Origin of the sequence: Arcticibacter eurypsychrophilus, from assembly GCF_001730525.1 — a bacterium.
GTDB classification, from domain to species: domain Bacteria; phylum Bacteroidota; class Bacteroidia; order Sphingobacteriales; family Sphingobacteriaceae; genus Arcticibacter; species Arcticibacter eurypsychrophilus.
The window spans coordinates 15,628-34,527 of sequence record NZ_MDFN01000012.1 but is presented as its reverse complement, the minus strand read 5'-3'; the positions used below and the strand labels follow the sequence as shown (position 1 = coordinate 34,527).

Annotated in this window: 14 protein-coding genes; 8 read left to right on the top strand and 6 right to left on the bottom strand. The window is 39.9% G+C overall.

Going from position 1 to position 18,900, the window contains the following annotated elements; translation table 11 throughout:
• Positions 1–49: 49 nt before the first annotated feature.
• From mreC to rodA, 4 genes are read left to right on the top strand one after another with little or no spacing between them, the layout of a single operon-like run.
• On the top strand, positions 50–889 hold the full coding sequence (gene mreC / locus BFL47_RS08055) for a rod shape-determining protein MreC (protein WP_069659298.1): 840 nt from the start codon (positions 50–52) through the stop codon (positions 887–889).
• Positions 882–1,397: a rod shape-determining protein MreD gene (locus BFL47_RS08050; protein WP_069659297.1), complete on the top strand. Its 516-nt coding sequence runs from the start codon at positions 882–884 to the stop codon at positions 1,395–1,397. Before mreC ends, BFL47_RS08050 begins: the two co-directional genes overlap by 8 nt.
• Positions 1,397–3,340 carry a penicillin-binding protein 2 gene (mrdA, locus tag BFL47_RS08045; RefSeq protein ID WP_069659296.1) on the top strand — a complete coding sequence of 648 codons (1,944 nt, stop codon included), beginning with the start codon at positions 1,397–1,399 and terminating at the stop codon, positions 3,338–3,340. The genes BFL47_RS08050 and mrdA overlap by 1 nt, the downstream gene beginning before the upstream one ends.
• Positions 3,324–4,583, top strand: a complete 1,260-nt coding sequence (gene rodA / locus BFL47_RS08040) for a rod shape-determining protein RodA (protein WP_069659295.1) — start codon at positions 3,324–3,326, stop codon at positions 4,581–4,583. Before mrdA ends, rodA begins: the two co-directional genes overlap by 17 nt.
• Before the next feature lies 1 nt (position 4,584).
• Here rodA and BFL47_RS08035 read toward each other — a convergent pair whose 3' ends face one another.
• Positions 4,585–5,478 (bottom strand): hypothetical protein, encoded by an 894-nt coding sequence (locus BFL47_RS08035; RefSeq protein ID WP_069659294.1) that lies wholly within the window; start codon positions 5,476–5,478, stop codon positions 4,585–4,587.
• 93 nt (positions 5,479–5,571) lie between these two features.
• Between BFL47_RS08035 and BFL47_RS08030 the strand changes: the two genes are divergently transcribed.
• Positions 5,572–6,150, top strand: coding sequence for a thymidine kinase (locus BFL47_RS08030; RefSeq protein WP_069659293.1), 579 nt, complete (start codon positions 5,572–5,574; stop codon positions 6,148–6,150).
• Here BFL47_RS08030 and BFL47_RS08025 read toward each other — a convergent pair whose 3' ends face one another.
• From BFL47_RS08025 to BFL47_RS08015, 3 genes are all read right to left on the bottom strand, one after another.
• Positions 6,151–8,925, bottom strand: coding sequence for a S8 family peptidase (locus BFL47_RS08025; protein WP_069659292.1), 2,775 nt, complete (start codon positions 8,923–8,925; stop codon positions 6,151–6,153).
• A gap of 28 nt (positions 8,926–8,953) precedes the next feature.
• Positions 8,954–10,363, bottom strand: a complete 1,410-nt coding sequence (gene dacB / locus BFL47_RS08020; protein ID WP_083257073.1) for a D-alanyl-D-alanine carboxypeptidase/D-alanyl-D-alanine endopeptidase — start codon at positions 10,361–10,363, stop codon at positions 8,954–8,956.
• Between the two features lie 129 nt (positions 10,364–10,492).
• Positions 10,493–11,488 carry an aspartate-semialdehyde dehydrogenase gene (locus BFL47_RS08015; RefSeq protein ID WP_069659291.1) on the bottom strand — a complete coding sequence of 332 codons (996 nt, stop codon included), beginning with the start codon at positions 11,486–11,488 and terminating at the stop codon, positions 10,493–10,495.
• Positions 11,489–11,535: 47 nt separating this feature from the next.
• Here BFL47_RS08015 and BFL47_RS08010 point away from each other — a divergent pair, with 47 nt between their 5' ends.
• The 3 genes from BFL47_RS08010 to BFL47_RS08000 all read left to right on the top strand — a co-directional run bounded on the left by BFL47_RS08010 (position 11,536) and on the right by BFL47_RS08000 (position 14,769).
• Entirely contained in the window at positions 11,536–13,119 is a 1,584-nt protein-coding gene (locus tag BFL47_RS08010; protein ID WP_069659290.1) for a hypothetical protein, read from the top strand.
• Between the two features lie 126 nt (positions 13,120–13,245).
• Entirely contained in the window at positions 13,246–13,971 is a 726-nt protein-coding gene (locus BFL47_RS08005) for a YebC/PmpR family DNA-binding transcriptional regulator (RefSeq protein WP_069659289.1), read from the top strand.
• A 12-nt stretch (positions 13,972–13,983) separates the two neighbouring features.
• The gene (locus BFL47_RS08000) at positions 13,984–14,769 is read left to right on the top strand and encodes a hypothetical protein (protein ID WP_069659288.1); all 786 of its coding nucleotides are present in this window, start codon (positions 13,984–13,986) and stop codon (positions 14,767–14,769) included.
• A gap of 24 nt (positions 14,770–14,793) precedes the next feature.
• On the opposite strand, the gene bglX is transcribed toward BFL47_RS08000, so the two are convergent.
• Positions 14,794–17,076 (bottom strand): beta-glucosidase BglX, encoded by a 2,283-nt coding sequence (gene bglX, locus BFL47_RS07995; protein WP_069659287.1) that lies wholly within the window; start codon positions 17,074–17,076, stop codon positions 14,794–14,796.
• A 26-nt stretch (positions 17,077–17,102) separates the two neighbouring features.
• Entirely contained in the window at positions 17,103–18,899 is a 1,797-nt protein-coding gene (locus BFL47_RS07990) for a family 43 glycosylhydrolase (RefSeq protein WP_069659286.1), read from the bottom strand.
• Position 18,900: the final 1 nt, after the last annotated feature.

Here is an 18,900-nt window from a genome sequence, read left to right as displayed (position 1 = left end):
AATGCTGTGATCGTAAGTTTACTGCCTGCAACGCTTAACTTAAATATGTATGCGTAACCTCTGGGGTTTTATCAGTAAGTACAACGCATTCTTCTTTTTTATCATCTGTTTTATCATTTCCATTACTTTGATTATTCGGAATAATTCATTTCAAAGATCAGGAGTGTTTAATTCATCCAACGAATTTGTAGGCGAAGCTTATAGCCGCATTAATAAGGTACAGCGTTATCTTCGGCTTGCCGAAGTGAATGACAGTCTGGCCAAAGAAAATGCATTCTTAAGAAAGGACCTCAAAATGTCTCATTTTGATGATAGTCTGGTTCAGCAGTCGGTTTTAGATACCGTCTCCCGGCAGCAGTATACCTACATTGTTGCCCGCGTAGTCAACAATTCCATCCATCAAAAGAATAATTATATCACCATCAACAGGGGAACCCGCCATGGAATTCTTCCAGGCATGGGCGTTATTTGCCCATCCGGAATTGTGGGTATTGTAAAAGATGTATCTGCAGATTTCGCTACTGTTTACTCTCTACTGCATAGCGACACAAAGATCAGCGCAAGCATTACCGAGAATCAGGCATTTGGTTCATTGGTATGGGGGGAGGGAAATTCTGATCCCAGAACTGCTGTACTGCAGGATATTCCTAATCATATCCAGGTTAAGATTGGGCAGCATGTGGTTACTTCCGGTTATTCAACTTTATTTCCCGAAGGCTTACCCATTGGGCGAATTCTGCGTACCAAAGAAAAAGGAGGCGAAAGTTTCCCCGAAATTGTAGTGCGCCTGGATACTGATTTCTCCACCCTACAGTATGTATATGTAATTAAAAATCTTTTCAGTGCTGAAAAAGAAAAGTTAGAAAAGCAAAGCAAAAAAGATGGGTAGAACAATATTAATAAATATAGTCCGTTTTGTGCTGCTTATTTTCATTCAGGCATTTTTGCTGAAGAACATTGGCTTTTACAACTTATCTATACCCTTCCCCTACATTTTATTTATCATGCTGTTACCTTTTGAGGTGCCAAACTGGTTGTTATTTCTGTTGGCCATGGGTACCGGATTAACAGTAGATGCATTTTATGATACGGCAGGTTTAAATGCGGCTGCCTGTGCGGTTCTGGCATTTGTAAGGATCGTATTTATCAATGTAACAGTAGAACGACAGGGTTTTGAAAATGAACCGGAACCCAAACTTGGGATTATGGGCTTCCGTTGGTTTTTTATATATACGGTAGTATTGACTTTATTCCATCATGTTACCCTGATTTTTCTTGAAGCATTTGGTTTTTTTGATGTAAAGGATATACTAACCCGCGTATTCTTTAGTTCTATTTTTACCATATTCCTCATCGTGATATCAGAGTTTATATTCTTCCGTAAGAAAGAGCGTTAATGAATAGTTTTTTTCAACGAAAATACATTGTACAGGGTATTTTTATAGCAGTAGCACTTGTTCTATTGGCCCGCCTTTTCTACATACAGGTTATTGATAAAAGCTATTTTTTATCAGCAAACAATAATGTACTCCGAAAAGTAGTTATCTACCCCGCCAGAGGTATCATACTGGATCGGAAAGGCCGGATACTGGTTCAAAATGAACCTGTATATGACCTGATGGTCATTCCACGTGAAGTAGTCCAATTTGACACGCTTGAATTTCTTCGGCTGGTTAAGCTGGACAAGAAAGGTTTTGATAAACGGCTCACCAAGGCACGAAACTTTTCACCTTATCGCGCTTCGATTTTTGAAAAACAACTATCTGCGCAGACCTTTGCGGCATTTCAAGAAAAGCTTACTCAGTTCCAGGGTTTTTATGTTCAAAAACGTTCCGTTCGGCGCTATCCCGATAGCATTGCATCACAATTTTTCGGCTATATTAATGAAGTAGTGCCTTCGGATATTATCAAGTCTAAAGGCTATTATAAACCAGGTGACTATATTGGCCGTACAGGGGTAGAAAAATCGTATGAAGACCTTTTAAGAGGACAGAGAGGGGTAGAAAACCAAATGGTTGATGCATTTAACCGGCCCAAAGGGCACTTTGCCGAAGGAGCCTATGATACGCTATCTGTTACAGGCAAAAAACTAATCTCTTCGCTGGATAGAGATATACAGATTTTAGGGGAGAAATTGATGGTCAATAAGATCGGGAGCATCGTTGCCATTGAACCTTCTACAGGAGAGATCCTGGCTTTTGTGAGCAGCCCATCTTACGATCCGAACTTAATGGTAGGAAGGGAGAAGGGAAACAACTATATGAAATTGTTGAGAAACCCTTCAAATCCACTTTTTATTCGTCCAATTATGGCTGAGTATCCCCCGGGATCTATCTTTAAGGTCATAAATGCGTTGGTAGCCCAGCAAATGGGCCGAATAAATGCAGAGACGCGTTTTTTTTGTCCGGGTGCTTATTACTATGGCAGACGCGGCAAAATGGGTTGTACACATGCCCATGGATCGTTAACGCTTGCCCAATCTATACAGTTTTCATGTAACACCTATTACGGAAATGTATACAAACAGATGATTGACCGTTCGGGGATGCGTTCAGTAAATGCTTACCGGAAATGGTATGATGCGGTTAATCATTTTGGAATAGGTTCTAAGCTTGGTGTAGATATGCCGAACGAAAAGAAAGGACTTCTTCCTACTGCGGAATTTTATACCAGGCATTTCAAAAGTGACCGCTGGACATCTACATATAATATATCACTTTCTATTGGTCAGGGCGAATTAGGAATCACCCCATTACAAATGGCTAATGTAGTTGCTACAGTTGCCAATAGAGGCTATTATTATACTCCCCATTTAATTCGGGGTATTGGTGAAGATCATATTGTTAAAGCAGCCTATACTAAGAAAAACTACTCAGGTGTTGATGCCCGATACTATGGTCCGGTAATTGAAGGCATGTTCGGGGCAGTGAATAAACCAGGAGGAACTGCCTATCCGATTGCACAGATCCAGGGAATAGAGGTATGTGGTAAAACAGGTACGGTGCAAAATCCACATGGTGAAAATCACTCTGTATTTTTTGCCTTTGCTCCCAGGATCAATCCAAAGATTGCTATTGCGGTAGTGGTTGAGAATGCAGGGTATGGAGCTGTATGGTCTGCTCCTATTGCCAGTTTAATGATTGAACAATACCTCAGAGGTAAAATAACACGTCCGAAGTATTATACAGACCGGCTTTATAATGCAAACCTGCTTCCCGGCCATAAAGCCAAACAAAAGGCTGCACCGCGCAAGCAGACGGATAGTATTCCTAAGATCGAGATTAAACCAATAGTGCCCGTTACGACAAAATCAATAGCACCGCATGATCAATCAACGTAGTCCTTTTTTCAACGTAGACTGGATTCTGATCCTGATCTATCTGAGTCTTTGTACGATCGGATGGTTTAACATTCATGCTGCGGTATACGATCCCTTATTCCCCGGAATAATGGACATGAACACCAATTACGGAAAGCAGTTTATGTTTATCATTTCAGCAATCATTCTGGGTGTGGTGATCCTATTGCTTGATTCAAAGTTCTTTAGTACCTTTTCGCCGGTTTTCTACGGAATCACATTGTTGCTTCTTGTTCTTGTACTGATTGTAGGGCGAAATGTAGGTGGTAACCAGGCATGGATCCCCATTGGAAGTTTCCGGCTTCAGCCATCCGAGTTTGCCAAGTTTTCTACCTGCTTGATTCTCGCACATTATATCAGTTCGACTACCTTAAAAATGAATGAGTTTAAAATGATTGGCATTTGTGTCATTCTTTTGCTTATTCCTACAAGTCTGATTATGCTTCAGCCGGATACGGGATCGGCATTAACTTTTACTTCATTGGTATTTGCCTTATACAGGGAAGGACTTTCCGGATACATTTTAGTGATCGGAGCCATACTTATTACCTTATTTGTTTTAACACTGGTGATTAATAAATTTTTGCTGGTTGGCATTATTATAGGTTTAACACTCCTGGTACTTTTTGTTTTCCGGGAAAGCAGGAGACACGTTCAGCCTATTTTAGTTTCTATAGCCGTGGGAATCGCCTTCATTTTCTGCGTAAATTTCGCGTATCAGAATATCCTTCAAACACATCAGCGAAATAGAATTGATGTTATCCTGGGAAAGCTGGATGATCCGAGGGGCCAGGGTTATAACTTAAACCAATCCAAGATAGCAATTGGTTCGGGGGGACTGTGGGGCAAGGGATATCTTCAGGGTACTCAGACTAAATATGACTTTGTACCAGAACAAAGTACCGATTTTATATTTTGTACTGTGGGAGAAGAATGGGGTTTTGTGGGTAGTTTAGTTGTCGTCAGCCTTTATCTAATTATGCTATTACGCATAGTCAACATTGCAGAGAGGCAACGCGCTTCTTTTTCCAGAATCTATGGTTATGGGGTGGCATCCATCCTATTCTTTCACTTCTTCATCAACATAGGGATGACTATAGGGCTTGTACCGGTTATTGGGATACCCCTACCTTTTCTAAGTTATGGAGGTTCCTCGCTCTGGAGTTTCACCATTCTGTTATTTATCCTGTTGAAATTAGATTCCAACAGGATGGGAGTGATATAAACTATCGGGAAAACCTTCTGTGAAGAATTTCATAGAACTTATCTACGGAACTCTGCTTGCCAATCCAATTATTTTTAACCGCATAATTCGATTGAAGAAAGTGTTCAGCGGAATCAAATGTCTCAAAACGATTTAATATTTCAATCGCTTCACTATAGGCCAGACTGTATCCATTAAATAAGTCTTTTATAAATAGTAGCTTGTCATTTAAACTGATGCTGGACTTCAGATCGCCTATTGCAGGTTGTTTATTTAACTGACCGGATACAACTTGTTTAGATTTCTGTGAAGAGATCAGATCATTGATACTTTGTACACGGGCTGGCTGTGCGTTGTTAGGAGCAGCAGAAACAGGAATAGGATCGAAAACCGGAGTTGGGACAGGCACAGATGGATACCTGGAATCAATTACATCAGAAGAAGTGGGTACTGTAGATTTTACTTCAGGAATTTTAGCAACAGGAAGGTGCTCTGGAACAGGAACAGATAAAGGGAGTGTCACTCGAGCTTTTTCAGCTTCCTCATGTTCTACTTTTTTATCGTTAAACCAGGATTCTGATACCAGTTCTTTTTTCTCAGCAACAGGAGCTTTTTCCTGAACAGAACTTATTTCCTCCGGATGCTCCAATAAAGCAGAAAGAGAGACCTCTTTGTCAGACGGTTCTTCATGTGTAAAACTATCGTTTTCTGAACCGGTAGCAGATCGCTCTGCTTTCTTTGCGTTGAACTTTCTGAGCACTCTTAAATTCTCTGCAAGGAAATCGGCGTTTGCTGAGAAAAGTTCTAATTCTAAATCATTCAGGGCTCTTGGATTTTCTTCAATATATTGATACTGCTCGTTTAATTCAATGAGAATATATCCTGCCTTCTTAAAAATTTCTCCTTTGTTAATCATAATAAATAGCCAAATTTAGATATTGATTTGTTGGTAACTCGGTTCTCAAAAGTAGCATTAAATTCTGATATTAGCCGCTCGGATAAGCGAGATATGTTGTTTAGTGAATTTCATTTTAGGTCTAGAAATGATCGTTGTGGTAGTATTGAAGTGATCTGCGGATCGATGTTCTCCGGAAAGACAGAGGAACTTATCCGCCGTTTGCGCAGGGCAAAAATAGCAAAGCTTAATGTTGAGATCTTTAAACCTAAAACGGAGATCCGTTATCATGAAAGTGACGTAGTATCGCATGACTTTACTTCAATACCCTCTACTCCTATAGATAACTCCTCGTCTATTTTATTATTTGGCTCTAATACAGAAGTTGTTGGAATAGATGAGGCCCAATTTTTTGATGATGGGTTACCCGAGGTTTGCGTTATTTTAGCCAACAAAGGAATAAGAGTGATTGTTGCCGGCCTTGATATGGATTTTCAGGGTAAGCCCTTTGGCCCTATGCCCGCTTTAATGGCCATAGCCGAGGATGTAACCAAAGTACACGCTATATGTGCGCAGTGTGGTGCCCCTGCAACCTATTCATATCGTACAGTAGCAAATGATGAAACTTTTTTTCTGGGAGAAAAGGAAAGTTATGAACCCCGTTGCAGAGCCTGTTTTATACGTAAGGATTAGTTATTTCAACACACTTATTTTATGGGAAGAGGCCTTTCCATTGTACCCGAGCCTGAGAATGTAAATTCCAGGATTTAAATTTGCCATGCTATAATAAAGGGTATGTGCTCCTTTAGAAAAGGAGGTACCACTAATGAGTGTATTTACTTTCGCTCCAAGCATATTAAAGACTTCTAGGGTAATGGGCGCGTCTTCCGGCAGATTAATAACCACAGCGACATTGTTATTATTATTTGGTGTAATAGGATTTGGGTAGCTTGATAGAATAGTTGTTATTTGCTGACCTCCAATACTCACATCGTATGCCGCTTGTGCTTCAACAGCACTATTTTTTAAACCTTCCAGATTATCAGCACCAATATAGGCAAAAGCCACTTTCACAGAACCATTAGCTGGAATGGAATAAGGACCATATCCGGAAACAAAAGAAACATCATGACCGTCGGCACTGGAGCCAATGCCAGGTGAACTGATACCGGAAGATAATGTCGTAAATTTTTCGGCTGCGGTGAAATTATCATCCGCTATGAATCCAGCAGACAAGGATAAGGGGTAATAATTCGGAGGAGCGGAAGTACTTAATAGCTTTACTCCGGCATAAGGAAGTTCGGCATTTGTACTATACACATATCCCAACTTAGTTGTGGCATCATAAGCGGTAGCATTCGAGGCCCCTCCGTTTATATCCCAGTCTGTAAACATGCCAATGTATACTCCTGTAAGATCTGTTGCATTCCGGTTTACAACTTCGTATTCTGCAACAATGTAATTATCCTTACCCGTTTGTTTATCAGCAGTAACCGTATGGTTGACATCTACAGAAAGACCGTTTAAATTACCAGTATCATTAAATTGAGCATAACCAACAATTTTATTATCTGATAGAGATTCATTAATCGAACTTTGCTTTACAAAATGAACGTTAGTGCTTCCTTCAGTGGCCCTGGCATTATCCGAAATAGCATTTGCGGACCGGCCGATCAGCAGTGAAGACTCATAAAGAAGTTTATTTTCTTTATATATAAAACCCAGTCCATCCGTTTCATTAGCTGAACCAAATCCAATTTTACCTATGCTGGTAGCCGAGGTAGACAGATTACCGGTGATGATATTCATATAATCGCGGGCAACAACGAGGGTAAACGTTTCATAATCCTCATAGGTTCCTCCATTAGCTTTGTAAACGATTCTGAATTCGACAGGCGTATTGTCAGGAGTACCCGAATTTACCGTTACTTTAAAGGCCCCGATACCTGCTTTTTCATCCAGGGTACCCATCTCCGTAATGAGTTGAGTTGCATTGGAAATCGTCACATTCGTATTCGTACTTTCCAGTGTCACTTGAACTCCAGTTGCAGGCAGCAGATAATTGCGCAGATCCATATAGACATCTATTGTATTACCAGCGCGGTATGTTCCTGCATGCTGATCATCAAAAGTTAGGTTGATGGTTCGGATTGCAGGTGCACTTTCTGTTAATGCCCTATAAACATTCAGCCTGCCTTTGCCTAACATGCCGGCATAAGTTGTGTTCACCCGATCGACATTATCGGCTGTTACACGTAGCAGTTCGCCTACCTGAGCCATAGAAAGAGCAGGATAGTATGCCTTTATCAATGCTGCAGCACTAGATACAATCGGCGCAGACATAGACGTTCCTGATTTAACACCATAGGTACTCGAATAAGTTGTACTATAAATATTAATACCCGGAGCAGAGATCCCAATGTAACCACCGTAATTTGAAGACGAAGCCTTTACATCATTCGACATTATATTGGCAACCGCTAATACCCCTTTATATCCCGCAGGATAATCAGGAACGTTATTACCCTGGTTACCACCTGCAGCAATGATCAGGCAATCCCTACTGATGGCGTAATTCACAACATCTTCCCCATAGCGACTTCTGACATCTCCTCCCCAGGAACAGTTAATTACTTTTGCACCATGGTCAGCTGCATAAATGATACCCTCATATCCATTATAAATGTCACCGGGTGAATCATCAGCTGCTACCTTCACAATAAGGAGTTTTGCATTCGCTATACTGGCAATTCCTTTGGCATTATTTGAAACGGCTGAAGCGAGACCACTTACATGAACGCCATGATCACTAGCCGCATTTTTAACATTTGCATCATTGTCCTCTATAAAATTTGTGGATGAGCTACCGATAAGATCTATTCCACTTATTATGTTCGAGGCTAAGTCCTCATGAGTCAGTTCAGAACCAGTGTCTACAATTCCTATAATTATGCCTGAGGCATCACGTATAATATCCCAGGCTTGTTGTGCTTTAACTTGGGTAAGATAGCTTTGCCTTGTTGAAAATAGGGGATCGCTTGGAATATACGTGGTATGATAGACATACGCCGGCTCGGCATATTCAATGTTCTTTTTTGCTGATAGCTCATCTATGACAGTCTCAATGGCTGCATTCCCCAAATATTTAAGCTCATAAATTCTATTTAGTCCAATCCGGTCAGATTCTGCAGATGTAGTTATCCTGGCAGTTGAGCTAACTTCCGAAAATTTAACATGCAGACTTTTAACAGTGGTAGATTTGAGGTCAAGCGTAGGGCTTACAGATTTGGATCTTGCATTAGAGGACGCTACTGCTTTAAACTTGATGATAACGGTATTGGGGATATAGTCTTTATCACTTAGTGTGGAAGATACTCGAAAAGATTTGATCTTCCCATAGTAATTAGTTTGAGAAAAAGACGAATAGGAAATACTAAGTAATAAAACAATAAGTATAAGTTTATTCATCTGATTTATTTAACCAAAAATAATAAAATCATTTAAGCGTATCGAGAACTCTGAACATTTTTTGTTTGATGGAAGAAGTACTGCCTGTATAATTATTGGTAATGAATGAAAATACCAGAGGTGTACCGGAAACGCTCTTTTCATAACCGGCATAAGCGAGAACATTGCGGATACTGCCACTTTTCATTTTCATATTATTGTACACGGGCAGACTTGCATAAAAATCTGGAAACCAATCCTCTGTTTTTGCGGAATTCAGGATCTTTGCCATAACAGCTGTTGTAATTCTGTTTTCGGGTGCTAGTCCACTCCCATCAAGAATTGAAATCGCGTTAGAATCAATTCCAAGCCGCTTATTCCAATAGGATGTTAAGGTAGAAATGCCATTTTGGAAGGTAGCGGGTTTATCGGCTTTTACGGCCATTGATTTTAAGATATTTTCAGCATAGAGGTTCAAACTTTTTTGATTCAACCAATACACGATCTGAGAAAAGCCAGGGGAAAGATAACGATCAATAGTAATTGATGGTAGAGGGCGATAGCTATTTTCCATGCTTAGTCTTCTTGTGGTACTGGCATTCCCATTGATAGTGATGCCTGCTTTGCTTAGATATGCCTGCAATTGAGAGGCCAGTAGATAGGCTGGGTCGGCCATGGAGATTACAATTCTTTTTTTTAAATCAATCGCATAAGTACCTCTGAGGTAAGTCAGATCAGTAAAGGGAGCAGAAAAGCCATAAACCTGATCACCACTGCCTGATGTTCCTGTTTTCAGCTCATTGATTAATTTCAATCCTTCAACCTTAGGATCCATACTTTTTATTTGTACAGGCATGCCTGTTTTAGAACCGGGAATGATCGTTAGTTCTATTTCGTTTTCACGCCAGGTTAGAGAGGTGGCTCCTGCACCGTAATAGTTTCCAATGTCGCCCCAAATCCATCCATCAGGAATGGGTTGTGTTCCAAAAAGCAAATCGTCAGCCATCACCCGCCCTTCAATTTTCGTAATACCAGCCTTTTTGGTGGCCTCTAACCATCTGTTAAGTAAAAGAGCGCCCTTCGTATTCGGATAGCGATCACTACCCAATGTAGGGTCTCCTGTGCCTTTTACGATAAGGTCACCATAAAGCACACCTTCTTTGATAGACCCGGTATAGGCTAGAGTCGTTTCCCACTTATAATTGGGTTTTAATATATTATATCCGGTGATGCTGGTAATGGTTTTTAAGGTGGATGCAGGAGCAAGACCGGTGTTCCCATTTTTAGAAAACACCACTTCGCCAGATGCTGAATTCAAAACCGTTAGCGAAGTTAAGCCGTACTGAAGCTGACCATCAAGCTCAAATTGGGCAAAGGCCTTCGCGATTTTGTCGGGTAATGACTGCGCAAAGAGCATTTGGCTGATTGCTAAAAGGGCGACTGTACCTACTATTTTCATTAAGCTATTGTTTAAAGGAAATTTAAAAGCATAAAAAAAGAGGCTACATCAAGTATGATTTCAGCCTCTTTTTTTTTCGTATTTTAATTTATGTATTTATTGACAGCCGCTTGTTTTGGATATACAAACCTAGGCTGGTAACAATCCTTCTTTTAGTAAGTACTCTGCAATTTGTACGGCATTGGTGGCAGCTCCTTTACGTAAGTTATCAGCCACAACCCACAAGTTTAATGTATTATCCTGAGATTCATCACGGCGAATACGTCCGACAAACACTTCATCCTTATTATGCGCATCCTTAGGCATTGGATAAATCAGGTTTGCAGGATCGTCCTGCACGATTACACCTTGTTGAGCCTCTAATAAGCTACGCACTTCAGCGAGATCAAAGTCATTCTCAAACTCAATGTTCACGGCTTCGGAATGGCCTCCCATTACAGGGATACGTACCGTAGTGGCCGTAACCTTAATGGAGTTATCACCCAAAATTTTCTGAGTTTCCAGGATCATTTTCATCTCTTCTTTAGTATATCCGTTATCCTGGAAAACATCTATCTGAGGAATAACGTTTAAGTCAATAGGATAAGGATAAGCCATTGGACCTTCAATACCGTTCCGTTCGTTCATTAACTGATCAACAGCCTTAACACCAGTGCCAGTAACCGATTGATAGGTAGAAACGACAACCCTTTTAATCTTATATTTCTGATGAAGTGGTTTTAACACGACCACCATTTGAATTGTCGAACAATTAGGATTAGCAATGATCTTATCGTTTGAGGTAAGAACATTTGCATTTACTTCAGGAACAACTAACTTTTTTGTAGGATCCATGCGCCAAGCTGACGAATTATCAATGACCACTACTCCTGCATCTGCAAAACGCGGCGCTTCTGCAAGAGAAGTATCTCCTCCTGCGGAGAATAGGGCAACATCTGGTTTCATTGCAATTGCGTCATCCACCGTTACTACCTTATACTTCTTACCCTTGAATTCAACTTCTTTACCTGCGCTTTTGGCAGATGCTACGGGAATTAATTCGGTAACCGGGAAATTACGCTCTGCTAATACTTTTAACATCACTGATCCTACTAGACCAGTAGCGCCTACAACTGCAACTTTCATCTTGGTTTGGTATAAATGTGTACTATATAATTATTAATCCAGCAAATATGAAAAAATGTTTACTGCTTTACGCTATTTTTTATTGGAATTTTGCTGTATGTCAGGTTAATGAAACGTTTAATGACGGTAATTTTACTTCTTCGCCTGCCTGGGGAGGGGATGTTTCAGCATTTAAGATCAATTCAAGTGGTAGGCTTCAATCAATGAAGAGTGACTCTTCAGGTTCTATATATTTGTCAACTCCCAATTCGATGGGAAGAGATTGCACCTGGGAGTTTACGGTTGAAATGGGGTTTGCGGCGACTTCATATAATCGGACGCGGATCTATCTGATCGCCGACAAGGCTGATTTAAATGTGGCTTCAAATGCGTATTTTATTCAGATAGGGATAGATGGCTTCACGGATTCTTATGATCTGTACCGCCTTAATGGAACTAATTTACAGTTACTGATTAAAGGTTTGGAAGGAAGAGCATCTGCTTCTTCATTAAATACACGAGTTAAGGTAAACCGGTCAAGCACTGGCAAATGGGAGCTATGGAGTCGCAATAAGGAGGAATCTGCTTTTTGTAGAGAGGGAGAGAAAACGAATACCTCCCCTATCTTAAGCACATCATGGTTTGGGGTTCAATGTGTATTTACGAAAACACGTTCAGACCTATTTTATTTTGATGATTTCATGATCAGGAAGTTAACGGCTGAAGATTCTAATCCATCAGTTGTTGCCCCGGTTGATAGCACAAACATTCCGGATACTGGCGGAGGAACTGTTCCTATAGCCGCCATTATTGGTAAAAATGAAATCCTGATTAATGAGCTCCTTTTCAATCCTAGAGGAGATGGGGTTGACTTCCTGGAGATTTATAATAATTCTGACCGCCCCATAAACTTAGAGAATCTATCAGTTGCCACTATTAAAAAAGACACACTTTCTTCAATAAAGCGTATTTCTAACATTGGGATTACACTCTTATCTCATTGTTACCTGGTATTAAGTAGTGATCCAGATAATATTAAGGCAGAATATTTCACAAAAGATGCAAATGCCTTTCTTAAAGTATCCGCTTTGCCGGCTTTTAGTAATGACGTGGGGGTTGTGGTGTTATTGTCTGACAGCAGTATCATTGATCAATTCAATTATTCAGAAAAATTGCACTCCCCTTTAATCAATAATCCTGATGGGGTATCCCTTGAACGATTGAGTTTTAACACGGCAACCAATGAACCAGGGAATTTTATTTCAGCAGCCGCTGCAGTAGGATATGCTACGCCGGGTTATAAAAATTCGCAATATAAGAGTGAGGAAGAGGTAAGCGATGCTGTTACGTTGGTTTCTAAAACATTTTCTCCTGACAATGATGGAATTGAAGATCAGCTAATTATTCGATATGTATTAAATAAACCTGGAACATTGGCGAATATTGCTGTATATTCAAGTGGAGGAATGGAGGTTAAACAAATTAGTAAAAATGTTACGTTAGGTACCGAGGGTGAGCTCTTATGGGATGGGGCCGATGAAAATGCTTCGTTGATGCCTCCGGGAATTTATATCCTATACATTACCTTAACTGACATGAATGGGCACACACAGAAATACCGAAAGGCCTGTGTTCTAGCCCATAAATTTTAATTTATACTTAAATTCATGATAATATAATCCTGATCAGGGGGATATCTTTCATATTTTGTAAATTTGAACCGATAAGCACTTTTTGCTTGAATCAATTTAAAATAACTATTAAACAACTTCACATATATGGGAAGAGCGTACGAATTCCGTAAAGAAAGAAAATTTAAACGTTGGGCAAAAATGTCCATCCAGTTTACTCGTTTGGGTAAGGAAATTGTAATGGCTGTAAAATCGGGCGGACCACATGTTGAAACAAACTCCCGTCTTCGTACAGCTGTCCAAAATGGAAAGGCTGTAAATATGCCTAAGGATCGTATTGATGCGGCCATTAAAAGAGCAATCAGCAAGGACGAAACGAATTACGAGGAAATTGTATATGAAGGATATGCCCCTCATGGAGTTGCTTTATTAATAGAAACAGCTACGGATAATACAAACCGTACGGTGGCTAATGTTCGAAGTTATTTCAACAAAAATAATGGTGCACTTGGAAAGACCGGTGCGCTTGATTTTATCTTTCATCGGAAGTCTGTTTTTCAGTTTGATCCGCAGGAACGTGACCTGGAAGAGCTTGAGTTTGAACTGATCGACTCAGGATTAGAAGATATTTTTGTAGAGGAAGATGCGGAAGGTAATGATGTAGCTGTACTCCATACTTCTTTTGAAGATTTCGGAAAAATGCAAAGGGCATTGGAAGAAAAGGGGATTGAAGTGAAAAGCGCAAAGTTAGAACGGGTCGCTCAATCTTTTATTGAAGTTTCGGAAGAACAGGCTGTTGATGTATTAAAGCTAATTGACAAATTAGAAGAAGATGACGACGTTCAGGCTGTTTATCACAATATGGCTGAATAATTAAAAATTAAAATGACTTTTGAAGAATTTTTTACTAAAAAGAGGATCAACCTGGAGTTGATGGCGAAAGCTGACCCTAAGCTTTACACTGAATTCAAAAGTCATTTTAATTTAATGGGGGAAAAGAGTTTTGATCATTCAAAAAAATTCTGGTTTAATAAATTAAGACACTTGTATCACCTGGCAATAGTGCCTAAAGATAAACCGGTGGTTATTGAGCCCAATCTGGCTGCTCAGGCTGAGCCTCTTCAGTCACCAACAATTGAGATTTCCCAACCTGTTGCTAAGCCTGGATTTAAACCCCGGCATGTAAAAGTGCCTTCTTTAATTTCTGATGAAGTAAAAGATCCTGATGCCAGGCCAGGAACGAATGCTGTTACTGATCTTGATGTTCCCTCAATTCCTAAAGTTGATGAAACCGAAGGTGCTACTGAGGTAAAAAAGCCTGCTTTTAAGCCGCGTTTTACTAGCAAAGTTATTGTAAAACCTGCTTTAGAAGTGGTGGTTCCTTCAGCTGATCTTATAGAAAAAGATATACCGGAGACAGTATTACCTGAGATTGATCTACCTGAAGCGGAAAAGCTTGCTGGGGAAGAAAAGAAAGACACTCCTAAACCGACTTATAAACCAAGATTCAGTGCTAAAGTTATCGCAAAACCGGTAGCAGAAGAGATTGTGCCTTCAGCTGATCTTCCAATAGAGAAAAAACCAGCTGAGAAGGAACAAGATGAAGCTCCTAAACCTGCTTATAAGCCGCGTTTTAGTGCCAGCAATATGAAACCTAAAAAAGAAGATTAGTCTCTATTGGCAACAATAAATTACTTATTGTAAAGTAAATCCTACTTCTTTGACATCCTTACTATTGGTACCAATAAACAATTTGAAGGCTCCAGGCTCAGCTACGTAATTTAAATCACTGTTATAAAACTTGAGATCTTCATCAGTAACAGTAAAAGTAACTACTTTAGATTCACCTGCTTTTAAGCTTATTTTCTGAAATCCTTTCAATTCTTTAACGGGTCGCGTAATTGAACCTACCAGATCTCTAGTATATAGCTGTACAACTTCCTGCCCATCCCTTGACCCTGTATTTCTTACAGTAACTTCGGCTCTTATAGACTGTCCTTTTCGCAATAGGGTATCACTTAGTTTTATAGCGCTATAATCAAATGTAGTATAACTCAAACCATAACCAAAAGGGTATAAGGGATCGTTGGAAACATCCAGATAATTGGATCTGAATTTCTGAAACCATTTTCCTTCAGCGAGCGGTCTCCCTGTGTTTTTGTGGTTATAATAGATAGGCACCTGACCTACATTTTGAGGGAATGTCATCGTAAGCTTTCCTGAAGGGTTTACATCTCCAAAAAGAACATCAGCAATTGCATCTCCAGCTTCGGATCCGCCAAACCAAACATTTAATATCGATGGGGCATTTTCACTTTCCCATTTTAATGCTAAAGGCCGCCCAGTAAATAATACCAGTACAACGGGCTTGCCTGTCTTCAATAAAGCAGCTAAAAGATCTTTTTGAACTTGTGGGATCGTAATGTCTGAACGACTTGAGCTCTCACCACTCATTTCAGCTGATTCGCCAAGAGCAGCTACAATAACATCGGCTTGTTGAGCAATCGCTAACGCTTCTTTTAGAAGTACATCTGCGGAGCGAGGATCTCTTCCTAATGATTTACCAAACATAGTGGATCTTGTTTCCAGGGCACTGTCAGCCGTTAAGTTTGCTCCTTTTGCGTAGCTAATTTTTGTATTTTTTCCTCCAATGCTTTTTAGACCACTCAGCAAGGACACTGACTTTTTGAAATCAGCTGCAACACTCCAGGTACCAGTCATATTTTCGGCTGCATCAGCAAGTGGACCGATAAGAGCAATTTTACCACCTTTTTTTAGTGGCAATATCTGGCTATCATTTTTTAGCAAAACAAAGCTTTGAGCAGCAGTTGACCTGGCTTCTTTTCTATTTGCAGGTGTAAAAATTTCAGTTTTACTCCGTTTAACATTACAATACCGATAGGGATCAGCAAACAATCCTAATTTGTATTTCGCCTCCAATATGCGTTGACAAGCCATGTCGATTTCCTGTTGCGAAATCTTTCCTTCGCTTAATAACTGTTTTAAAGTAGTTAAAAACCCTTCCCCTACCATATCCATGTCTACACCTGCTTTAAGTGCCAGTGCTGATACTGTTTTTAAATCACCTAACCCATGCTCAATCATTTCATTAATGGCTGTATAATCAGTCACCACCATTCCATTAAATCCCCATTGCTTACGCAATACGTCGGTCATCAACCACTTATTTGCACTTGCAGGAATACCATCAACCTCATTAAAGGAAGTCATTACGCTTCCTGCCCCAGCGTCTACTGCTGCTTTATAGGGTGCAAAATATTCGTTATACATTCTAAGCCGGCTCATGTCAGTAGTATTATAATCCCGACCTGCTTCTATTGCTCCGTATAGCGCAAAGTGCTTCACACAAGCTAATATGGTATTGTTCCGACTCAGATCATCACCCTGATACCCTTTTACCATCGCTTTTGCGATCTGAGATCCGAGGTATGGGTCTTCACCCGATCCTTCTGATGCTCTGCCCCAACGGGCATCACGTGAAATATCTACCATAGGAGAAAATGTCCAGTTAATTCCATCAGCGCTTGCTTCGATAGCTGCGATCCTTGCGCTCCTTTCAATTAGAGCCATATCCCAGGTGCAGGACAAGCCTAATGGTATAGGAAAAACAGTTTGATACCCATGAATAACATCCATCCCAAAGATTAAAGGAATTTTTAGCCGGGATTTTTCAACCGCTATCTTTTGAACATCCTTAATCTTTTCTACTGTTTTAATATTAAATAAACCTCCAATTTTGCCCGCTTCTATCTTCTGTGCAATATCGGAACTGGATGCTTGCCCGGTAGTAATGTCCCCCGCACCTGGAAGGTTCAACTGACCTAGCTTTTCATCCAAAGTCATTTTTTGCATTAGCGTAGATATAAACTTATCCATCTTAACATCCTGTTTTGTTTGTGCAGATGCCCCTGTAACAACTGTAATGAATAAAAACAAACACTTTTTGAAAACTTTCATACGCTATAATTTACTGTTAATTAGATTTATTTAGTACCAGAATAGTTAGATTTAATTAACTTCTGGGGCTTAGTTCTTGCTGAAATTCCATTTTCATTAAAAGCCTCTATGGAGAAATAATAAGTTTGATCAACGGACAAACTTTTCAAGTTCAATAGATTAGCTTCATACACCATCCAGGAGTTATACAGCTTATCGGGAGCAATTCCCCATAAAACATTATATCCCTGAACGCCAGATTGCTTGTTCCAGGAGATATCAGCGTCCCGAAGGTCTTTATATTGCTTTACTTTAAACCCTTTTACAGGAGCAGGCTTTTTACCTTCACCTATTCCAAAAACACGTAATCCTGAGATGGAAAGATTAGGTGTAGGAACGTGAATATTTTTATACCGAATGTATCTGACCTTTTGTGGCACTCCCAATTCTACATAATCGTTTGGTACATCTCTATAGTTCTCCTGACGGTCAACCAGTACGGTCCAGTTCTTTTTATCGTTTGATCCTTCAATTAAGTAACGCTGGTAAAGACCAGGAATTCTTCCATAAAGATTTGATTTATAATCATTGTAATTTACCTGGATTGCACATACTTTTGCTGGTTTTAAGAGATCAATCTCAATCCATTGCTGATCATCATTTTTCGTTGCGACCCAAAAAGTTTTAATACTTTCATCCACCATATTCTCTGGTTTAAATTTATCCAAAGAGGAAGAAGCTTTTATGGGCTTGTTATAGGAAAGCAGCATCCAGCCTTTAAACTGTCCCATTTTTCCAGCTATCGATGGTGTGTAGTGAGGATAATCGCCAAAGGAAGTGTTTGAATACATGAGGCCATCCTGATCAAAATAGGCTGGAAATAAACAAAGACGCCTTTCCCAGTTTACATTTATTGAAACGGCCATCGAAGCAAAGTGCCAGAACTTATTGTCAGGACCAATTACCGTACTTCCATGTCCGGATCCATTAGCAAAACCACCTGGTTTATAAAAGACCGGATTATTAGGTGCATACTTATATGGCCCCAGTGGGGAATCGCTCATATAGACTCCATCGCCATATACATTAAATTCGGTGCCTGGTGCAGCGTACTGCATATAATATTTATTATTATATTTAGTTAGCCAAGCGCCTTCCATATAGCCTTTAAGTACGGTATCGGAATGATTTTCACCAAATCTTTCCCATCCATGCTTATCACCATCGAGTTTAAACAGTTCAACCGTTTCATCAGATGCACGAAAACGATTCGATTTGTCTAGTTTTTTCCCTCTGAGCGGAAACGTATTGGAAGATCCCCAAAACATATACGCCTGTCCGTCATCATCAATAAATAAATCAGGATCTTGCAGATCATTGAGAATTGCGGGTGTAGCCTTCCAATCTCCTTTTTTAGGATTATCAGTGTACAGGATACTCATAGAACCGGAAGGATCGCCAGCTACGTACAAAACAGAGTCCTTATAATTATGAGCTGCCGGAGCATTTGATCCCTGGAAATACCATTTTTCAGGAGTAATAAACGTCCAATTAGTTAGATCTGTAGAGTGCCAATAGCCCATAGACCGGGTAACGAACATATAATATTCACCCTTGAAGGTAACAACAGCAGGATCGGCCCCTGAGCGATAAGAAATATCACGGTTGGAATCGTAAACCATATAGGTGTAATCTAGATTGAGGGGATTACAATAGGTGGTCATTTGAGTAGTTTGCGCAGCGGTATTTAATGATAAAGCAATACCCAGGATAAAGCATATCAGTACAATTTTCTTAGATTTTTCTCTTGTTGAGTAATATTTTTGTAATTCGTTCCTGATCATT

What these genes read in the sequence shown, in the direction of transcription:
- mreC (WP_069659298.1), top strand. Translation starts at nt 50, where the DNA reads ATGCGTAACCTCTGGGGTTTTATCAGTAAGTACAACGCATTCTTCTTT.
- BFL47_RS08050 (WP_069659297.1), top strand. Translation starts at nt 882, where the DNA reads ATGGGTAGAACAATATTAATAAATATAGTCCGTTTTGTGCTGCTTATT.
- mrdA (WP_069659296.1), top strand. Translation starts at nt 1,397, where the DNA reads ATGAATAGTTTTTTTCAACGAAAATACATTGTACAGGGTATTTTTATA.
- rodA (WP_069659295.1), top strand. Translation starts at nt 3,324, where the DNA reads ATGATCAATCAACGTAGTCCTTTTTTCAACGTAGACTGGATTCTGATC.
- BFL47_RS08035 (WP_069659294.1), bottom strand. Translation starts at nt 5,478, where the DNA reads ATGATTAACAAAGGAGAAATTTTTAAGAAGGCAGGATATATTCTCATT.
- BFL47_RS08030 (WP_069659293.1), top strand. Translation starts at nt 5,572, where the DNA reads ATGTTGTTTAGTGAATTTCATTTTAGGTCTAGAAATGATCGTTGTGGT.
- BFL47_RS08025 (WP_069659292.1), bottom strand. Translation starts at nt 8,925, where the DNA reads ATGAATAAACTTATACTTATTGTTTTATTACTTAGTATTTCCTATTCG.
- dacB (WP_083257073.1), bottom strand. Translation starts at nt 10,363, where the DNA reads ATGAAAATAGTAGGTACAGTCGCCCTTTTAGCAATCAGCCAAATGCTC.
- BFL47_RS08015 (WP_069659291.1), bottom strand. Translation starts at nt 11,488, where the DNA reads ATGAAAGTTGCAGTTGTAGGCGCTACTGGTCTAGTAGGATCAGTGATG.
- BFL47_RS08010 (WP_069659290.1), top strand. Translation starts at nt 11,536, where the DNA reads ATGAAAAAATGTTTACTGCTTTACGCTATTTTTTATTGGAATTTTGCT.
- BFL47_RS08005 (WP_069659289.1), top strand. Translation starts at nt 13,246, where the DNA reads ATGGGAAGAGCGTACGAATTCCGTAAAGAAAGAAAATTTAAACGTTGG.
- BFL47_RS08000 (WP_069659288.1), top strand. Translation starts at nt 13,984, where the DNA reads ATGACTTTTGAAGAATTTTTTACTAAAAAGAGGATCAACCTGGAGTTG.
- bglX (WP_069659287.1), bottom strand. Translation starts at nt 17,076, where the DNA reads ATGAAAGTTTTCAAAAAGTGTTTGTTTTTATTCATTACAGTTGTTACA.
- BFL47_RS07990 (WP_069659286.1), bottom strand. Translation starts at nt 18,899, where the DNA reads ATGATCAGGAACGAATTACAAAAATATTACTCAACAAGAGAAAAATCT.